General features: G+C 40.0%; 11 protein-coding genes and 1 other RNA gene. 4 read left to right on the top strand and 8 right to left on the bottom strand.

What is annotated here, in order from left to right; genetic code table 11:
• Window positions 1-5 precede the first annotated feature (5 nt).
• The 4 genes from recR to ffs all read right to left on the bottom strand — a co-directional run bounded on the left by recR (window position 6) and on the right by ffs (window position 3,488).
• On the bottom strand, window positions 6-596 hold the full coding sequence (gene recR, locus NFR27_RS00165; protein WP_251441401.1) for a recombination mediator RecR: 591 nt from the start codon (window positions 594-596) through the stop codon (window positions 6-8).
• 1 nt (window position 597) lies between these two features.
• Window positions 598-933 carry a YbaB/EbfC family nucleoid-associated protein gene (locus NFR27_RS00160; protein WP_006555898.1) on the bottom strand — a complete coding sequence of 112 codons (336 nt, stop codon included), beginning with the start codon at window positions 931-933 and terminating at the stop codon, window positions 598-600.
• Window positions 934-968: 35 nt separating this feature from the next.
• Window positions 969-3,299 (bottom strand): DNA polymerase III subunit gamma/tau, encoded by a 2,331-nt coding sequence (gene dnaX, locus NFR27_RS00155; RefSeq protein WP_251441400.1) that lies wholly within the window; start codon window positions 3,297-3,299, stop codon window positions 969-971.
• An 89-nt stretch (window positions 3,300-3,388) separates the two neighbouring features.
• Window positions 3,389-3,488: signal recognition particle sRNA small type (gene ffs, locus NFR27_RS00150), an RNA gene on the bottom strand.
• 239 nt (window positions 3,489-3,727) lie between these two features.
• On the opposite strand from ffs, the gene NFR27_RS00145 reads away from it, so the two are divergent.
• From NFR27_RS00145 to NFR27_RS00135, 3 genes are all read left to right on the top strand, one after another.
• Window positions 3,728-5,149 carry an alanine/glycine:cation symporter family protein gene (locus NFR27_RS00145; RefSeq protein WP_251441399.1) on the top strand — a complete coding sequence of 474 codons (1,422 nt, stop codon included), beginning with the start codon at window positions 3,728-3,730 and terminating at the stop codon, window positions 5,147-5,149.
• An 805-nt stretch (window positions 5,150-5,954) separates the two neighbouring features.
• Window positions 5,955-6,785: a basic amino acid ABC transporter substrate-binding protein gene (locus NFR27_RS00140; protein ID WP_251441398.1), complete on the top strand. Its 831-nt coding sequence runs from the start codon at window positions 5,955-5,957 to the stop codon at window positions 6,783-6,785.
• A gap of 181 nt (window positions 6,786-6,966) precedes the next feature.
• Complete coding sequence (locus NFR27_RS00135) at window positions 6,967-7,758, top strand: basic amino acid ABC transporter substrate-binding protein (protein WP_251441397.1); 792 nt, start codon at window positions 6,967-6,969, stop codon at window positions 7,756-7,758.
• A 35-nt stretch (window positions 7,759-7,793) separates the two neighbouring features.
• On the opposite strand, the gene NFR27_RS00130 is transcribed toward NFR27_RS00135, so the two are convergent.
• Complete coding sequence (locus tag NFR27_RS00130; protein ID WP_251441396.1) at window positions 7,794-8,936, bottom strand: 2-methylaconitate cis-trans isomerase PrpF family protein; 1,143 nt, start codon at window positions 8,934-8,936, stop codon at window positions 7,794-7,796.
• Window positions 8,937-8,938: 2 nt separating this feature from the next.
• A complete protein-coding gene (locus NFR27_RS00125; protein ID WP_251441395.1) occupies window positions 8,939-10,873 on the bottom strand; it encodes an aconitate hydratase in 1,935 nt (644 codons plus the stop codon).
• Window positions 10,874-11,031: 158 nt separating this feature from the next.
• Between NFR27_RS00125 and NFR27_RS00120 the strand changes: the two genes are divergently transcribed.
• Window positions 11,032-11,916 (top strand): LysR family transcriptional regulator, encoded by an 885-nt coding sequence (locus NFR27_RS00120; RefSeq protein WP_251441394.1) that lies wholly within the window; start codon window positions 11,032-11,034, stop codon window positions 11,914-11,916.
• A gap of 100 nt (window positions 11,917-12,016) precedes the next feature.
• Here NFR27_RS00120 and NFR27_RS00115 read toward each other — a convergent pair whose 3' ends face one another.
• Complete coding sequence (locus NFR27_RS00115; RefSeq protein ID WP_420910576.1) at window positions 12,017-16,021, bottom strand: UvrD-helicase domain-containing protein; 4,005 nt, start codon at window positions 16,019-16,021, stop codon at window positions 12,017-12,019.
• Window positions 15,981-19,523: a PD-(D/E)XK nuclease family protein gene (locus NFR27_RS00110; protein ID WP_251441392.1), complete on the bottom strand. Its 3,543-nt coding sequence runs from the start codon at window positions 19,521-19,523 to the stop codon at window positions 15,981-15,983. The genes NFR27_RS00115 and NFR27_RS00110 overlap by 41 nt, the downstream gene beginning before the upstream one ends.
• Window positions 19,524-19,773: the final 250 nt, after the last annotated feature.

The raw sequence follows: 19,773 nt of genomic DNA, 5'->3' as shown, positions 1-19,773 counted from the left end.
ATACCTCACATTTCGCGGCGATTCATAACTGCACCACCGATAGTTAACTCATCTGCATATTCAATATCGCCACCTACTGGCACACCACGAGCAATACGAGTTACTTTAATACCAATTGGCTTTAATAAACGCGCTAAATACAGGGCTGTTGCTTCACCTTCTGGATCAGGATCCGTCGCTAAAATTACTTCCGTTACCGTTTCATCACGTAATCGATCTAATAATTCTTTAATCCGAATATCTTCGACCCCGATACCTTCTAATGGTGATAAAGCGCCTTCTAGCACATGATACACGCCTTTATAGTCACCGCTGCGCTCAATAGCAATCACATCACGGGATGTTTCAACCACACAGATAATACTGTGGTCTCGATTATCATTAGCACAATATTCACAAGGATCTTGGGCTGACAAATTGAAACACATAGAACACCGCTTAGTCGCTTCCTTAGCCTGTACAATAGTCGCTACTAAAGCATCTACGTCTTCACTAGGAAGTTCGACTAAATGATACGCTAAGCGACGCGCCGATTTAGCACCAATGCCTGGTAAACGGCGCAACTCTTCTACTAACCGTTCTAAGGGATTGGTCATTTTAGAACATCCCTGGTAATTTCATGCCACCAGTCACTTTGCTCATTTCTTGAGCCATCATATCATCTACTTTTTGACCAGCTGCATTTACTGCGGATAACACTAAATCTTCTAGCATTTCCATATCGTCTGTATCCACTACGGATGGATCAATTTTAACAGATTGCACAATTTTTTCACCATTCATAACAATGGTAACAGCGCCACCACCAACAGATGCATCTACTGTTTTAGTTTTTAATTCTTCCTGCATTTTCTGCATATCTGCTTGCATTTTCTGCACTTTTTTCATCATACCTTGCATATTGCCCATATTTGGCATACCTTTACCGAACATTGTTGTTCCTCCTTTAATTCATACACATTTATACATTAATCCTCATCATCAGGTATAATTTCTACATAAATATCATTACCTTCAGCGGCCGCATGCGCCAATGCTCCTATAAGTACGGGATTATCTAATTCTTCCGGACTACAGTGAGTGGGATCCCATTTAGGTAAATTCTGTAAATCCGTGGCTATTACGGTCTTTTTTTTTTCATCCGATGCCGAAGTGGCATCAGAATTGTCTGGTAACACCGAAGTAGCTCCAAAATCATCTACTACAGGAGTAGCTGACTCAAATTCATCGATTGGTGGTGGCGGTGTTTCAAAATCACTCGCCCCAAAGTCATCAACTGCAGGTGCCGCTGTCTTAGTAGACTCTACTGGTCGTACTGTAGAAGTCGGTTCCGTCACAGAGGGGCTTGCGCCAAAATCATCGATAGCCTCTGACGCCACCTTAGTCGGGGTTACCTTAGGTGTAGTCTGCGGTTGAACCACCGGTTGTTGCGCTACGCTTTGCGGTTCTGCCTTTTTATGCGTAGCACTTTGACCAGCTACACCAGTCGCTACATCCTTAGCAGCTTGCCAATATTCTCTAGCTTCTGGATCTACTTTACTAAATAGCTGAACTTGTACTGGATAGCCTAAGGCCTGATGTACACTCTGCTCTACTTCATAAAGCCGTTGTGAATGCCCAGCAATCGCTACTAGCGGGGCTTGTGAAAATAAAAATACAACGCGACTTTCATCTGCATAAATTAATTCTGCATTTTTATAAAAACCACTCACTAAATTCCACGAACGACTAGAGGCATAATTTAACATATCCGATTTTATTTTACCATAAGTTTTAGGATTTACGATATGTGCTCCTAAAACTACATTTTTATCTTCAACAGAAGATACCGGCGTAGGTCCTGTAGCCTTCGCAGACGCCCCACCAACCGCAGGTCCTTTTGAAGGTCTATTTTCAGAAATAGTAGTGCCAGCTGTTACTGAACTAGACGAGCGTTTGGGCGATTTTAATCCTGGTGGTGGAACTCTTCCAGGCCCTCCATGATTTGGTGGCACTGCACCTACTGGCAAACTATTGGGAGCTGTTCCTTCTGCTATAGTATTGTTAATCGCCACTGAACCAGCCGTCTGCACTGTAGCGCCCTGCATGGGCGCTGCCATCATAACAGGTGATTGGCTTTCCAGCTGAGCTAACCGAGCACTCCATTGGTTATCAGCTGAATCTAAACGGCTTTCTACAGCAGCTAAGCGCTCGATTACATCGTCTTCACTAACCTGCACACGGGCACACATCCCTAATAAACCCATTTCAATAACAATCCTTGGATTATCTACACGTTTAGCATCATTTAAAATTTGCTGCAATTCTTTGACATAATAATTTAGATTATCTACAGAAAATTCCGCTGCTTGTGCATTGAATTGCTCTTTAAACGGTGCATATAAAGCTAATTCTTCTGCCTCTGGCAATACTTTTTCTATCACTAAAGCTCGTACATGTTGAATAAGAGCCTCAATAATTTGTTTGCTGTCACGTCCTTCACTAAGGGCTTTTTTACAAGCCACTAACACAGACGCGCCATCACCTTGTCGTAAATATTCTAAGAATGACATTATCCATTCTTTACCGACCAAGCCAATCATAGATTCTACCGTTTCAGCAGTAATCATGCCCTCGGCCATACCAGAACATTGGTCAAGAATACTCAATGCATCACGCAAACCTCCGTCAGCATGAATCGCAATTAATTGCGCCGCTTCAGGGGCTAATTGAATCTGACTTTCTGTAGCTACATGCAGTAAATGCTCAGCAATATCATCAGCCGTAATACGCCGGAATGTATAGCGTTGACACCGTGACAAAATTGTAACAGGTAACTTATCCACTTCAGTGGTAGCAAAAATAAACATAATATGAGGTGGTGGTTCTTCAATTGTCTTGAGTAACGCATTCCACGCTTCATTCGTCAACATATGGGCTTCGTCGATGATAAAAATCTTTTTACGTCCTTCTACAGGCAAGAACTTAACACTTTCCCGCAATGAGCGAATTTCATCAATCCCTCGATTGGAAGCCGCGTCAATTTCTAAGACATCCATAGATTGACCACTTAAAATCTGCTTGCAAGAAGTACATTCATTACAAGGATGATCTGTGGGGCCTTTTTCACAATTGATAGCCCGCGCAAATATCTTAGCCACACTGGTTTTACCGGTTCCTCGTGGCCCTGAAAAAAGGTAAGCATGAGCCACTTTATCTTCCCGAATCGCGCGCATCAAAGTTTCGCTCACTTGCTTTTGCCCCACCACATCAGTAAAGGTTTGGGGACGCCATTTACGATACAATGCTACATAACTCATAACTTACCTCCTTTCCTATCTGCCTTTTATTTGACAGCGCATTTTACGCTAGTTAGCAAAAAAAGCCGCTGCAACACTCGATTATGACAGCCTCATAGGTTCCCTCGTGGCACATGAAAGTAACCGCTTAGTGCTGCTATCTCTCGATCCTGACACGATTCACAGGCTTCCATTGCACGAGCCCCACAAGACTGCCATAATCCAGTCCTGCATTACGGCTAGCTATATTATTATATACTAATAAGTGGAAAAACTCAAGTTAATGCCACTTTAAAGTGGAAAATAATCACGCACGACTTTCAAAGACAAACCTCATCTATACGCACAAAGATATATACGCCATTCTTTCTATATAGTATAATATTCTATAGATTTATATTCTATAGATATTATTTATATTTTAATTCGTCACATGAAAGGAATGTAGTATGGACGCGTTTAACTCTCTCATCAGCACCATAACCGGCTTTCTCTGGGATTATATCATCATTATCTACCTAGTAGCTGCTGGTTTTTGGTTCTCGTTCTCCACGGGCTTTATCCAAATTCGTTACCTGAAAGAAATGGTTCGCCTCTTAGGCGAAGGTGTCGGAACTAAAACTAATGGCAATCGTATCTCTTCCTTCCAAGCCTTCTGCGTAAGCTCTGCTTCTCGTGTAGGGGTTGGTAATATTGCCGGTATTGCTATCGCTGTTGTTCTTGGTGGCCCTGGTGCTGTTTTCTGGATGTGGTTTATCGCCTTCTTAGGGGCCGCTACAGGATTTGTAGAAAGTACCTTAGCACAAATTTATAAAGTCCCTTCTAAAAAAGGTGGCTTCCATGGTGGCCCTGCGTACTATATCAAACTTGGCCTAAAAAGCCCTGTATTTGCCTTTATTTTTGCTGTTCTTATCAGTGTTACTTACGGTCTTATTTATAATTCAGTACAAGCAAATACATTGGCTAGCGCCCTTCAAACGGTTCAAATCGACCCTCAACATACAGCTATCGCCGTTACTGTTTTAACAGCCCTTGTTATCTTCGGTGGTATTGCCCGTGTAGCTCGTCTTAGCGAATGGCTAGTACCACTTATGGCTGGTGTATATATCTTAACGGCTATCTATATTGTTCTTGTTAATATTACTGAATTGCCTAATGTATTCTATGCTATTTTTACCAAAGCGTTTACCTTTGATGCTACTTCTGGTGGTTTCTTTGGCGCCGCTATCATGAATGGTATTAAACGTGGCTTATTCTCCAACGAAGCTGGTGAAGGTTCTGTACCAAATGCAGCAGCTACAGCTGATGTAAGTCACCCAGTAAAGCAAGGTCTTATCCAAAGTTTTGGTGTATTCGTAGACACCTTCTTAGTATGTACAGCCTCAGCTTTTATCGTCCTTGTATCAGGTAACTATGAAGGTTCTGGTTTGACAGGCATTGCACTTGTACAGCATGACTTAGCAATGCAATTAGGCGATTGGGCTCCTAGTGTTATGGCAATCTTTATTTTTATGTTTGCCTTTTCTTCCATCGTAGGCAACTACTACTATGGTGAAATTAATATTGCTCATTTAACCAAAAACACGTTATATCTCAATATTTTCCGTATTTTCGTAGTTATAATGGTATACTTTGGTTCCATTGCCTCTCTTAATCTCGTATGGAACCTAGCCGATTTGTTTATGGCCTTTATGGTACTTACCAACTTAACCGCCATTCTATTATTAGCTAGACAAAGTAAAGTGGCTATGCTTGATTATTTCAAACAGAAAAAAGCTGGCATTGTAGAGCCAACCTTTGATCGTAGCACGTTACCAAATCAGGACGGTATCGTATGGTGGCATAAAGATGCTAAACATGAAGATGCGTAAGTGTAAAAGCGTATAGTTAGAATTAAAAGATAGTCACTGCTTCTTACTTCCTACGAGTCAAGCTCTGAAGGTCGTACAGAAGCAGTGACTATCTTTTTTCAATTCTACCGTATCTCCTTTTAGAGAAGGAGAACGGTCGTTCAGGAATACTGTCACTCTTTTTTATTTCCACTCATTAACTATACAACTTTATGAGGGGGGAAAGAAACGGTCGTACAGAAGCAGTGACTATCTTTTTTTAATTCTACCGTATCTCCTTTTAGAGAAGGAGGACGGTCGTTCAGGAATAATTACATGCTTTTGTTTTGCCCATTAACTACACTCTTTATAAAAAGCTGAGAAAAGTAGAAAAATTTTCACATTTTATTATACGCACTTTTTTATAACTACAATCTAATTTATTAATATCTATTTTTGAAGCAAATTTTCTATTTCTTGGAAATTTCTTTAAATTCTCCGAAATTATCTCAAAAATTATCTTATGCCCAGTATAAAATAATTTTATACGCAAGTATATTATTCAAGCTAGCAATTCATAAATTTATATAAAATTTCATTTATTAAAAATACAAATTACTATTCACCATTAATTAACTCGCCTAATTTATGCTCTAAAAACCTTGATAAACACTCACTTTATCGAAATTGCCACCTATTGCTATTTACCGATTACAGGACTATAATGAGCCCATAAGATAGTTCATTTGCAATAATTGCAAATGAAAAAGAAGAAGATGAAGTAGTAGTAGTGGATGTAAGTAAAGCACAACAAAATGATTTGCTTTACGGTAAGGAGGAGTTTATTATGATGAATCTATTGGAGCGAGTTAAACGTGTAGTAAACAAACAAATGCTCTTAGGGATTACAGCAAGTCTTTTAATAACAGCCTTATTAGCTGGTTGTAGTAGCAAAGCCAGTACGACTAATACAGCCGTGCCTGCCAATCCCCCTTCTACTGAAAAAGTATTACGTGTAGGTACCGAAACAACCTTTGCCCCTTATGAATTTAAAGATGGTAAAAAATATATAGGCTTTGATATTGATTTGATGGAAGCTATCGCTCAAAAAATTGGCTATAAAATGGAATTAAAAAGTGTAGATTTTGATGAATTAATTCCAGCCTTAGAAACTAACGAAATTGATATGATTGCAGCCGGAATTAATCCTACAGAAGATCGTTCCGAAATTGTCATCTTCTCAGAACCATATTTCAAAGATAATGGTTTCATCACAGTTGTTCGTAAAACAGATGATACTATCCATAGTATGCAAGATTTAGCCAACAAAAACGTAATCACACAAACTGGTACTATTTCCACCGATATGGCAAAACATATTCCAGGTGCCACAGTTAAAGAAGTCAAAAATAATGAAGATGCCTTCAAAGCATTACAAAAATCTGAAACTGATGCCGTTATTATCGATACAGTAGTTGCTACGTATTATTTAAAACAAGACTCCTATCAGGATCTTCGTTTAGCTGGTGAACCTAGTGACCCACGTGGTACTGTATGGGCCTTCCGCCAAGATGATACAGAATTACGCGATCAAATTAACCAAGCATTAGACGAATTAAAAGCAGATGGTACATATAAAACAATATATGAAAAATGGTTTGGCCCTTCTGAATTTTAATGTAAACAAAGCATCCCTATGTAAATATGCATAGGGATGCTTTATTTTACTAGTCAAAATTAAAATTCCACTGAATAGATATACAAAATATTTTTATTTTGTTGATATTTATACAAAAAGAAGCTATAATATACTTATAATTAATTCCTAATTAATACTTATGTAAATGGGGGCGGACATTATGTTTAATAGTCTAAAAAAATTTGCAAGCAAAAAAGTAGTGGTAACACTAACAGCTGCATTGTTAACAGCCGGTTTAATTGCAGGCTGTGGTAGCAGTACTGGCAGCGATTCTAAAGAAAAAGTAATTAAAGTAGGGGCAGAAACTACATTCCCACCTTTTGAATTCACCGAAGGGGATAAATATGTAGGTTTCGACATCGATTTAGCTGATGCTGTAGCTAAAAAAATGGGCTACAAAATGGAATTTAAGAGCATGGGCTTTGATGCCTTAATCCCAGCTTTACAAAGTAAAGACATCGATATGATTGCATCTGGTCTAAGCGCTACACCAGAACGTGAAAAAGCCGTATTATTCAGTACACCATATTTTGATAAAGGTGGTTTCGTAGCTATCGTTAAAAAAGACGATACAGCTGCTAGTATGAATGATTTGGCTGGTAAACGCATTGTCGTTCAAATCGGCAGCGTAGCCTTAGATGTAGCTGAAAAAATTCCTAATGCACAAATAAAATCTGTAGACAGCAACTCTCAATTATTTAATGAATTAAATGCAGGTACTGCTGATGCTATCGTGCTTGATAATGCTGTAGCACTTTATTACTTAAAACAAGGCGCTGATGCTGATGCCAAAATTATTGGCGAACCAGTTGATCCAGAACCATTTGTATGGGCCTTCCGTAAAGATGATAAACAGCTAAAAGAAGCGGCTGATAAAGCATTAGAAGAGTTAAAAACTGATGGCACTTACGATAAAATTTATGAAAAATGGTTTGGTGCTGTAAAAAAATAAAATTATAAGCTTTCTAAGAGACTAAATTGTAAAATTTAGTCTCTTTTTACATAGGCTATCCCTTCCATAATAGGGCGCGCTGTACGAGCAACCCCAGCCTTATATAAAACATAGTCTGGCCCATCATTTTTAATATCAATACTAAAACTAAAGGAGCCAGATGGATGACCTAAAACAACATTTCTACTTAATTTAGCCCGTTCACTCACAACTTCATTAACAACTGTACCAGGAATTAAAGCCGCCGTAGCTGTGCAAATTCCACCAGTCACAGCATAAGCCTTATGAATAACCTTTAAGGCTTTTGTACGCGCTACTACATCAATATCAGAAGCCTCTATACGCCGGCCATCAATAGCTACATAAGATTGTGGTGCTGATACCATGCACACCTTAGGCACTGCAGGACTAGCTGATTCCTTGGAATCAGCTAACCCCATCATAACCGCACCTTGACAGCGAATATCTTCCAATGTTTGTAACAGCCCTTGTGTGTCATTTTCAATATCTATCGGCAATTCTGTACCTTTATAGCCCAATGCATCGGCTCGCACAAAAATAGCCGGTGTCGCTGCATCCACTAGACTCACAGAAATTGTACGGCCATCCGCTAACGTAATCTCATCTTTCACCTGACCAGTAGGCAATAATTTACCCGTCTTAGCCCCTGCTGGTTCTTTAAAATAAAGAATAATCTTAGACGCTTTACCAGGAACACCATCAATAGCAAAATCACCGTCTACTTGTGGTTCCCCATTTTTTACAGGAATATGCGCCTCAATTACTTTATCCGTATTTGTGTTATATATACGAACCACTGTTTCTGGCTCCACTGCTTTAACAAAACCTTGCATTATTGCAAATACGCCAACACCAGCTGACATATTGCCACAATTCCCTTCATAGTCAACAGCAGCATCATCAATACCAACATAACCAAATGTATAGTCTACATCTATATCTGTTCGTTGTGAAATCCCTACTAAGGCTACTTTACTCGTTAACGGATCAGCCCCGCCAATACCATCAATCTGCCGTTTATCAGGACTACCATATAAAGAAAGGATACAAGCATCACGAGCAGCTGGCTCTGTAGGTAAGTCTGCCATATTAATATAAGCGCCTTTACTTGTACCACCGCGCATATATACAATTGGTAATTTTACATAACCATCCATTCTTATTTACCTCCTACGCGTAAGAAGTTTAATTTACCACCAGCTCGAACAATCTCTTTCTGACGTTCATTTAACGGAGTTTTCATCGTAAATTTTATACCTTTTGTCGCTAATTCTACAACAAATTCGCCCTTTTCAAAGGAAGCATCATCCATATGCAAGATTAATTCATCACCATCTTGAAGTAATTCATACGTTTCATCAGATTCAAAGAACAATGGTAAAATCCCAAAATTCACTAAATTATCCATATGAATTCGTTCAATAGATTTTGCCATAACCGCCTTAACGCCTAAATACATAGGACATAAAGCCGCATGCTCACGAGATGAACCTTGACCATAACTTTCATGCGCTACAATAATATTAAATTGACCTTGCTCCACATTTGCTTTACAAGTATCTGCAAAATCTGGTTTCACATGACAGAATGTATATTGACTGTATTTAGGTACATTAGAACGGAATTTCAAATATGGACCTGCTGGCATAATATGGTCGGTCGTAATTTTATCGCCTACCTTAATCGCTACTCTAGCGTTTACAACCTTTGGCATTGGTTCATTGCTTGGAGGATTACCAATATTAGGGCCTCGTAAAATTTCCTGTTCTGCCTCCATAGCGGGTTTTACAATCATAGAGTCATCAATTTCATATACTTCTGGCAAGGTAATCTTTGGTAATTCAAAGTCTAATGTCCGAGGATCTGTAAATTTACCCGTCAAAGCAGACGCTACAGCGGTTTCTGCACTTACCAAATGAACAAGAGCATCTTTAGTGCCACTACGACCTTCATAATTTCGGTTGTTGGTACGCAAGGAAATGCTCTTAGAGCGAGGTGCTTGTCCACAGCCTACACAGAAGCCACAGGTACTTTCTAAAATACGAGCACCAGAGCTAATAATATCGGCCAATGCGCCATTTTTAGAAATCATTTCTAATACTTGCCGACTACCAGGCGCCACACCAAAACTAACATCAGGGTGAATCTTACGCCCTTTTAGCATGGCCGCTACTACCATCAAATCACGATAAGAGGAATTGGTACAACTGCCTACTAAAACTTGATCCACTGGAATCTCATTCATTTCAGCCACAGTTTTAACATTATCTGGTGAATGAGGGCAAGCTACTAGAGGCACTAATTCATCTAAATTAATTTCAATAACATCATCATATACAGCATCAGCATCCGGTTCTAAAGGTAACCACATATCTTCGCGTTGTTGCGCTTTTAAAAACTCACGAGTTCGTTCATCACTTGGGAAAATTGAGGTAGTAACCCCCATTTCAGCCCCCATATTAGTAATCGTAGCTCGTTCTGGCACGGTTAAGCTGGCAATCCCTTCACCAGTGTATTCTAATGCCGTTCCTACATTGCCTTTTGTTGTTAAAATACTCAATACTTTTAGTACTATATCTTTCGCGGCACACCAAGCAGGTAAAGCGCCAGTTAATTTAATATTAATAACCTTTGGACAAATTAAATGAAACGCATGGCCTGCCATAGAGGCTGCTACATCCATGCCACCTACGCCCATCGCAAACATACCTAACGAACCAGACGTTGGTGTATGGCTATCAGAACCAACTAACGTCTGACCAGGACGGGCAAAACGTTCAACATGCACTTGATGACAAATACCATTACCTGCTTTGGAATAATAAATTCCATATTTACTCGCTACATCTTGTAAGTATTTGTGGTCATCAGCATTTTCAAAGCCATCTTGTAAAGTATTATGATCTACATAAGAAACAGATAGTGTTTTTACCTGATTTACACCTAATGCTTCAAATTCAAGATAAGCCATAGTGCCTAATGCATCCTGTGTAAGAGTTTGGTCTATTTTAATTCCAATATCTGTACCGGCCTTCAATTCCCCTTCTAATAAATGAGATTCCAAAATTTTATACATTAAACTTTTACCAGCCATCGCTATGCCTCCTATATAAATTGATTAAATTACATGTATCTTATGCATTTATCATATACTCATTTTTAAAATAAGAAAAATAGATAACTTGTATATTTTGTGATAAAATTTTTATATTGCAAGTATTATATAAGTAAGTAAACGTAAGGAGAACCATCATGGATAGTATAGAAAAGGATTGGGAACTATTTCTTACCATTGCTCAGGAACAAAATATAACCAAAGCCGCCAATAAACTCTTTATGTCGCAACCAGCCTTAAGTTATCGCTTAACGCAGCTAGAGAAAGGCTTTGATGAACCTCTCTTTATTCGGACAACGAAAGGGGTTATCCTCACAGAAACAGGTGAGTTATATTACCAATATGCACTTGACAGTGTAAAACGAAAAAAAGAATTTGAAGAGTCTCTGGAAAATCGCAAAACAACCATAACTGGCACACTCCAATTAGGTTCCTCGTCTATTTTTGCCAACTATGAACTACCTTCTATCTTAGCGGGTTTCACAAACCGCTATCCCCATATTAAATTGCATCTCCAAACAGGCATTAGCTCCCGAATTGCTCAACTATTTACCAACAATGATATTCATATAGGTATTATGCGCGGCCATCATGCTCCAACGGGAGAAAAAATATACTTAAGCACAGAACCCATCTGTCTAGTTACCTCTAAAGCTTGTAATCGTCAAACATTGCCTACCGTTCCTCAAATCCGCTATACCACTGACCCTTCTTTGTATACCATTATGGATACTTGGTGGAATCAAAATTTTGACACCCCGCCAAATACATGCTTATATGTAGATACTATGGCCACCTGTCGTCGATTTATTCAAAAGAATCTTGGCTGGTCAATCTTACCTTACACAGGACTTGAATATTTTAAAGACGACATTAATATAGAACCGCTCCAATGGGATGACGGCACACCCATCGAACGAGAGACTAATCTGTACTACCACCTACGGGATCCACAGCGTAAACCAGTACAAGCCTTTATAGACTATATGCTAGAATATATGAAAAATCAGCCTCATAAATAATCAATAGACAGCCCTTGCAGCGTGAATACTGTAAGGGCTGTCTATTGATTTTCTATTACTATTTAACTTATAATATCTAACTTAATGGACTGACTATTTACTACTCCACATCCACTAATACCGCTTCATGTAAACGGAAAGAATATATATAACAAGCTTTTACCGGTAATCCAGTTAATCTCTCCAAAGCTTTACTATATATCTGTAATTGCACGCCATATCGTTTTATCAACGCTTCCCCATCAGGTACCCGATCTGTTTTATAATCCACTAACACCCATTGATTATCTTCTAAAAAGGCCGTATCAATAATCCCTTGTAAGAACAGCTTTTCTCCTGGTTCTACCTCGGGATATACTTCATGCCCTTCAATGAGCATACTAAATGGCCATTCTCTAGCCACTTGTGGCGAAGCCAAGAGCCGTTGACCTAAATCAGAGGTAAAGAAACGATGTAAAGCCCGCTCATTAAGCACCTGTCGTTCTTCCGTAGTGAAATATCCTTCTAAGGTCAATCGATCCAAAGTATCACGCAAATGTTGTGCTGTATATGCTTCTAACGGCAACCATTGCATAGCTTCGTGCATCAATGTACCCCAACGTGCACCTGACGCCACTTCTTCCTTATCCATCAAGGCTTGTGGTTTTACATCAAAAGCGCCCAAATTAGAAGGTGTTTCTTTTATTTGCATAGGAGACGCAAAGTCTGTAGTAACTGTGGTGTTTGCAGTGTTTTCCATGTTTTCAGTATTTACAGTATTTACAGTATTTACAGTATTTGCAGTATTTGCAGTATTTGCAGTATTTGCAGTATTTGCAGACTCTGTAATAGCTGTAGTATTTGTAGAATTTATAGAGTCTGCAAGATCTATAAGACCTATCGTATCTGAAACTATGCTAACCGCCTCTTCTTCGGGCTCAGCAAAACGTCGTTTCAATTCACTAACAGAGATCTTAGCCGCTCGTTGTACAGCCCCCATATAAGGATAAGCAAAATTAAAGCGTTCTACTATTTCCTCATGCAATGGCTCTGCTTGAATTGGCTCTAACCGTTCAACAGCAGCCAATAAAGCTGGTTCTTTAACAGCATGCTTTGGCGTACTAGTATACTTAGCACCATCATGTAGCGTAATGCTAAGCCTACACTTCTTATCTGGTAAATCCATCAGCGCTACATCTTCTACTTTACTATATACACGAATTGGATTGCCTTCCAAATGGCGACTTAAGCTCATAATAAACCAATCCAAATAAGAATTAGCACCTGTAATTAAAGAGGTTGGTAACTTTTCTGAATTAGCCACGAGCGCAGGACCAGCTTGCTTTTGGCAAAGCGCTTTAAAATCTTTAACAAAACCAGTAATAAAAAGTTTATCGCGAGCTCGTGTTAAGGCTACATACAAAATACGTTCCTCTTCGGCCTTCGCCGCTAAACGAAGTTGCTCCCGCATATGCACCCAAGGCAAAGAACCATATAAAACTCGATACGCTTCAAAATAGCCTTTAACAGCCACACCACTGTCACCATGAAGTAGCATAGGCGCCTGAATATCGCGTAAATTAAAGCCCTTTTGTGAGGAAGCTAAAAATACGACTGGAAACTCCAAGCCCTTACTTTTATGGATGCTCATAATACGCACCACATCATCGGCTTCACTAACCGTTTTACCAATCCCTAAATCTTGCCCCGCTTCTTGTAAACTTTCTAAGAATCGTAAAAAGCGGAAAATACCACGGAAGCTACCTGCTTCATATTGCTTAGCCCGTTCATACAAGGCCATTACATTGGCTCGCCGAACTAAACCATTAGGCATCGCACTAACATAATCTAAATAATTCATTTCTTCGTAGATAGTCCACAACAAATCACTTACACTATGCTGTCTTGAATAAGTGCGCCACCGTTCCAATCGTTCTACAAAATGCAATACCCCTTCATTGTCTGTAGTTTTACCATAACTAGCTAATAAGGACCACAGGGACCCTTCCCCGCTCATGCGCAAATGGCCAAGTTCATTAGCATCTAAGCCTACAAAAGGAGAACCCAAGACCGCCGCCATTGGCAAATCTTGTTCTGGATTATCAATAACTTGTAGTAACGCTAATAATAATTTCACTTCTAAGGCACTAAAATACCCACTATTTTCCTCTGCATACGCCGGTATCCCCGCTTGTCGTAAAGCTTCAACCATGCGGCCAGCCTTAACTTTAACAGACCGAAGCAAAATCACTACATCACGCCAAGCCATTGGTCGATATGAACCATCGGGATTTTGCACAACTTTTGCCTGTTCTTTCAACGCTTGTAGTTTTTCAATAATAAAAGCAATCTCTTTTTCATCATTTTCTAAATCTACATCATCCTCACTAGCAAACTCACTGCCACTGGCACTAGTATCACTAACTGTCCACATTGAGCCTTGTCCTTTGCTAGCTTTATTAGTATCTTCTGTCCCTTCATCAGCAAAAGTAGATTTCGCGCCCTCCCCTACATCAATTAAATGCAATTCCACTGGGCCACCTACCCAATTTTCTGGGGCATCCTCTACTTTGCGTCCTGGATTTAAAGCTTCCTTCTCACCATACTCCAATTCTGCTGCTTCTGCTGACATAATTTGGTGAAATACAAAATTAGTAAATTTTAAAATATTAGCGTCAGATCTAAAATTCTCCGATAAATCAATGCGCATTTCCACATCATCTACACCATGGCCAAAACGATGATATTTCTCCATAAAGAGTAACGGATTCGCCATGCGGAAGCGATAAATACTCTGCTTCACATCGCCTACATAGAATCGATTATCCTTACGTGATACTAAGTTTACAATCGCTTCTTGCACACCACTTGTATCTTGATATTCATCGACCATAACTTCTTTAAAAGTCTGTTGCAATTCAAGGGCTACTTCAGAAGGAGCCCAAGTCCCATCGGCTTGTTTGGTGCGCAACAAAGCCAAACATAGATGTTCTAAATCTGAAAAATCAAGCATACCTAATTCTTGCTTAGCCGCTGTAAACTCAACCATAAAAGCTAAGGTTAAATCCACCAGCCCTTGCACATATGGTAGCATTTGCTTAATCTGTGCATGAAATTGTGCTTCTGTAATAACAAACGGCCCTGTTTGCATAGCCTGCAAAGCCTCTTTATTCGCTACCCCTAAGGCTTTCACTTGAGATACTAAGCCATCACTGAGAATACCAGCATCTAAATCTTTTTTAAAAGAGCGGGTATCAAAAGACTTAAACTTATGCTGTCCTATTAGGGCCACCGCTTCATGCATAGCATCCCAAGTCGTAGCTTCGCCTAAAGCATTCATAATATATTGCACCGAATCTACCTGTTCCGACCATTTAGCCGGCCCATCAGGCAAACTAGTCAATTCTCGCATAGTTTCATAACGCGTCGCAATTTCACCTATAAGCTGTTGCTGTTGTCGCCAGAAGTATTCACCCCAAATAGTATCTAGAATCGGCTGTTCTAATGCTAATTCATATCTATTTTTAGAGTCTACAAGCCAAGCTTCTGGATCTGCTTGGGCTACTGCAAAACGATGAAGGGCTAAAACTTGCTCTATAATACCATCATCGGAACGGTCATTGCCAAACATGTCAGCAATAGCAAATATATGATATTTATTTTCTTCGTAAGCCTTAGCCAACAATGTAGCCAGTACATCAGTCTTAAGGAGCATTAACTCCCCTTCATTCCCAATGCGATAGGAAGGGTCAATATCAAGACGATAAAAATAGCTGCTAATCACCCACTGGCAAAAAGAGTGCAAGGTTGAAATATGCGCTGATGGTAAAAGACTCAATTGTTCTTCTAATTTAGGATCACCTGTGCTATTAAATACATCTGCTAATTTAGCCCCAATACGCGCACTCATTTCAGCGGCAGCGGCCTTAGTAAATGTAACCACTAAGAGTTCCTGAATCGATAGTGGTCGTTCTTTGTCTTGTAAACGCTGAATAATACGCTCTACCAACACAGCCGTCTTACCGGAACCTGCTGCCGCTGCTACCAATAAGGTCTGCGACGGAAGTGTCCCTTGACGGGGTGACTTAATTGCTTGTTCTTGTGCCTTTGTCCACTTCATATACATCGCCTCCTTCCGCCATACGTGCTAAACAAGATTCCTCTGCCATGCCCTCTAAATAGCGATATGCATTGCGTGTATTTTCAAAACGACATAAGGCCTGATACTGACAATAATTACACGGAATACTGTGATTCATATTATATGGGCTCACCGGAAAATGACCAGCCAAAATATGTTGCCCTGCTTTCCCCATGACTTGCTGTGCATAGTCCGTCAATATTTTAAACTGTTCCGTCGTTTTTACTTTATCCTTATCATTGCCATTCACCGTCCCCGCTTTCGTTAAACGAACAGGAACATACGGTGTAGTCTTGCTCCCAACAGTCTCATCAATCTTCATTAACAACTCTGGATTATTTAAAAAATACCCCGTATTGCGCAAGGAAGACTCTGTGTTAAGCAAAGCAGCTGCGCCTTCTTCGGTTAATACTTCTCTTTTTGAAACGCGCGGATTTTTTACATATGTATATACTAAGGCCGCCGGCTCAATATGGTCCGTCCATTGGGCCTTTTCTAAAGCTAATAAATACGTCACTAACTGCAATTTCAAGCCATAATAAACATCGGCCGCTTTTACACTAGCGCCACCTGATTTGTAATCTACCACAAGGCCATACGTCTTACCCTCATACGTCCACTCATCAACACGGTCTAACTGCCCTTGTAAACGAATGTAATTCCCATCGTCTAAAGGAATTTGTACTGCTGGCCAACTGCTTGGGCCACCACCAAAGTTTTTTTCTAAATAACGCGTATTAAACACACTTTTACTAGACCAATCACTCAATCGTTGAACGGTACGTCGCAAGGTCGCTTCTAAACGCTGTTGTAACACCGTTTCATAAATATCACCTGCTTCACCAAGCAATAAATCATTACTAATCTCTGCCACTACGGCTTGGCATAACTGGGCTTCTTCTTCCACACTTACATCACGCCACTGGCGATTTTGAGCTAATAATTGCATGCCTAAAGCACGTAAACTTTCATGTAAGAAAATCCCTATTTCAGGGGCGCCAAATTGTTTTACCTTCCGTTGTTCCAATTTCAAACCATACTTAGCATAAAAGGCAAACGGACAACGTTGATAACTCTCTAACCGTGTTACAGAACCACTCAAAGCGTCCTGACGAAATAGCAAGGCTTGTACCACCGAGCGATCCACTAACGGCACTTCATTCGTATCTGTCACACCACGAGTGGCGATACGCAAAGCTTCACGATAATGGCCTTTTAAACTCCAATCATATAGACTTCGCCAAAGAGCACCCAAATCCTGCCCTTGTGTGACATTCCCCATTTGACCAGCTAATAGCGCCAGACTTTGCATAGGCCGCCATAAATACTGTGGTGCTGCTGTAGGCGAAATTGTTAAAGGTTCTACCTGTGGTACCTGACTATACCCTAACTGCTGCCATCGTTTAATAGCCAAAGCACTTTCTAAAGCCCCACCTTCTTCATCAGCGCCAGCATAGGACAAATATAATTCGTTTCGACCTCGAGTGCAGGCTAAATAGAGCAAAAAGTTTTCATTAAAAGCCCGTACTAAGGCACCTTCTGCCAAAGTAATACCCGCCGCTTTTAAGTCCTGCCGTTCTTTATCATTTAACAGACCTTCATCACCCATGTGCTGCGGAAAAACACCTTCATTAAGGCCCATCAAAAATACTATATCACTTTCATGAGTATAACCACGTTCTACCGTTGTTACCATTACATGGTCTAAACTTGGTGGTACTAATGAATAGGACACTTCCTCTAAACCTTCTTGAACCAATAATTCCATATCCCCTACATTCATTGGATCTGGCAAATTAAGATTCATGATTTCATCAAATAAAGCCACTACACGCTTGTACATTTGCTCATGAGCAGCCACAGTTTCGGCGGCGCCCATCGCTTCAGCTGTTTCACACCACTGGGCTAATTGCACCGGAATACCCACAGCAGTGAGTAAGTTAAAAAGCTGCTCACACCACTCATAGCCGGTGTGTTCCGTCTTAGCAAATTCCCAAAAAGGCTGTAAATGCCTCATAATCAAAGTTCGTGTTTCATTAACTCGCAAACGCCGCACTTCTTCTACATCGACGGTTTCTTCAGACACAGTATGACTTAGCTCTTCATCACCAATACTGACAATATTTTCGCTGTCATCGATAACACTCCGTATTTCTTCATCCTCACTGGCAAAACGATCTTTCCGCTTATACGGCCATTCGTCTTTGAGCCACATAAAATCGCGCACACCAAATTCAAGGCAATAATTTTCTAATTCATCCACCGCTTCACGGCTTATGGGCCAAAAATCTGTTTTTAATAAACGAAATAGCGCATCATGATCAAAGCCACGTCGTACAACTTCCAGTACACTAACTAAAAACTCGCCTAAAGGATGACTCACCATAGGGCGACGGCGGTCAGAAAAATAAGGTATTTCATAACGTTTTAACGCCTTTTCTAACACATCACTATATGTTTCTGACTCACGAAGCATAATGGTAATGTCCTTCCAACGCCGTTTAGGCTCTGTCATAACTGTTAAAATCTGGCGACATACAGCATCTGCTTCTCGTTCTCGATTATAACCGGCTGTAATTGGAATTTGTTCATCCGTAGAATTTCCTTTTAAGGGCGTATTAAAATAGCAACTTTCTAACTCCTTTAAAACAGGTGTTATAAATCGCTCATTGTTTGTAAACTGACGAACCAACAACTCCGTCCCATAGGTAGTATATAAATCTTTATACACGGAATGAGGTCGTCCAAAAATTCGCAACTTATGCTCTGGCACTGTAAGTTTTGCTAAATCTGGTGGCAAAGTAAGCGTAATAATACTCTCTTTCGCCAAATCAAATAAAGTATACAGCAATTCCATTTGTAATGGCGTAAACCAATGAAACCCGTCCACAATAACATGTGAGTCCTTCATAAGCGGACTAGAAGGCAACACCTCCATCAATTCCTGTAGCCGATCTGTCACAGTGCCACAAGTTTCACCGACCAATGCTTCATAGGCTTCCATTAGCTGAGCCAATTCTTGCAATTTACGTTGCAAAATCATGGACTCTACTTGCTCAGCCCCTTGTCTTAAATCCGTCGCGGTTACCTTAAACGAATTACATTCACTTAAAAGCCCCTGTAATACATCAGCAAAATGAGGTTGTCGTGCTGCTTGTCCTAATAGCTCTAAGGAGCCACTATGACGTTTCATAATGAGACGCAATAATAACTTTTGCCCCACATCAGATAAGGTTGTTTCACGAACTTTACCAACAGACTGAAATACCTGATAAGCCAGTCGATTAAACCCCACTACGCGAACAGTGGTAAAGCCTTCTTCAGGCATAAATTCTGCCAAACTTCGTTCAATTGTATACGTTGCCGGCTCTGGCACAATATATAAAATAGGCTCTCCCGGACAAGTGGCAATAATCTCTTTAATCCGTTCAAAACAAGCCTGAGTCTTACCCGTCCCAGCTCGTCCTATAAAGGCGGAAATAGCCATGGTATGCTCCTTTCACTAAAAATAATATATATCACGAAAACTTCTTCTCATATGATGCTATCGTACACTAAGCCTTGTTGTAATAACTCCTGTACTTCGCCATATCAATATATGCTTGTATTTATTCTATCACAAAACAAAGCAAGGAACTGTACGGAAATTTGCAATTGCTCATTTCCATACAGTTCCTTATGAGGCTTTATATGAGGCTATAATTACACGGTATCCTTTAAGGAGTTAAAAAGATACC

It is taken from the genome of Veillonella intestinalis (genome assembly GCF_943192895.1).
Classification (GTDB): domain Bacteria; phylum Bacillota; class Negativicutes; order Veillonellales; family Veillonellaceae; genus Veillonella_A; species Veillonella_A intestinalis.
This window is presented reverse-complemented; position numbering and strand designations above follow the sequence as displayed.

Bases quoted from the DNA above. Each gene is read 5' to 3' on its own strand.
- recR (WP_251441401.1), bottom strand. From the start codon at position 596: ATGACCAATCCCTTAGAACGGTTAGTAGAAGAGTTGCGCCGTTTACCA.
- NFR27_RS00160 (WP_006555898.1), bottom strand. From the start codon at position 933: ATGTTCGGTAAAGGTATGCCAAATATGGGCAATATGCAAGGTATGATG.
- dnaX (WP_251441400.1), bottom strand. From the start codon at position 3,299: ATGAGTTATGTAGCATTGTATCGTAAATGGCGTCCCCAAACCTTTACT.
- NFR27_RS00145 (WP_251441399.1), top strand. From the start codon at position 3,728: ATGGACGCGTTTAACTCTCTCATCAGCACCATAACCGGCTTTCTCTGG.
- NFR27_RS00140 (WP_251441398.1), top strand. From the start codon at position 5,955: ATGATGAATCTATTGGAGCGAGTTAAACGTGTAGTAAACAAACAAATG.
- NFR27_RS00135 (WP_251441397.1), top strand. From the start codon at position 6,967: ATGTTTAATAGTCTAAAAAAATTTGCAAGCAAAAAAGTAGTGGTAACA.
- NFR27_RS00130 (WP_251441396.1), bottom strand. From the start codon at position 8,936: ATGGATGGTTATGTAAAATTACCAATTGTATATATGCGCGGTGGTACA.
- NFR27_RS00125 (WP_251441395.1), bottom strand. From the start codon at position 10,873: ATGGCTGGTAAAAGTTTAATGTATAAAATTTTGGAATCTCATTTATTA.
- NFR27_RS00120 (WP_251441394.1), top strand. From the start codon at position 11,032: ATGGATAGTATAGAAAAGGATTGGGAACTATTTCTTACCATTGCTCAG.
- NFR27_RS00115 (WP_420910576.1), bottom strand. From the start codon at position 16,021: ATGTATATGAAGTGGACAAAGGCACAAGAACAAGCAATTAAGTCACCC.
- NFR27_RS00110 (WP_251441392.1), bottom strand. From the start codon at position 19,523: ATGGCTATTTCCGCCTTTATAGGACGAGCTGGGACGGGTAAGACTCAG.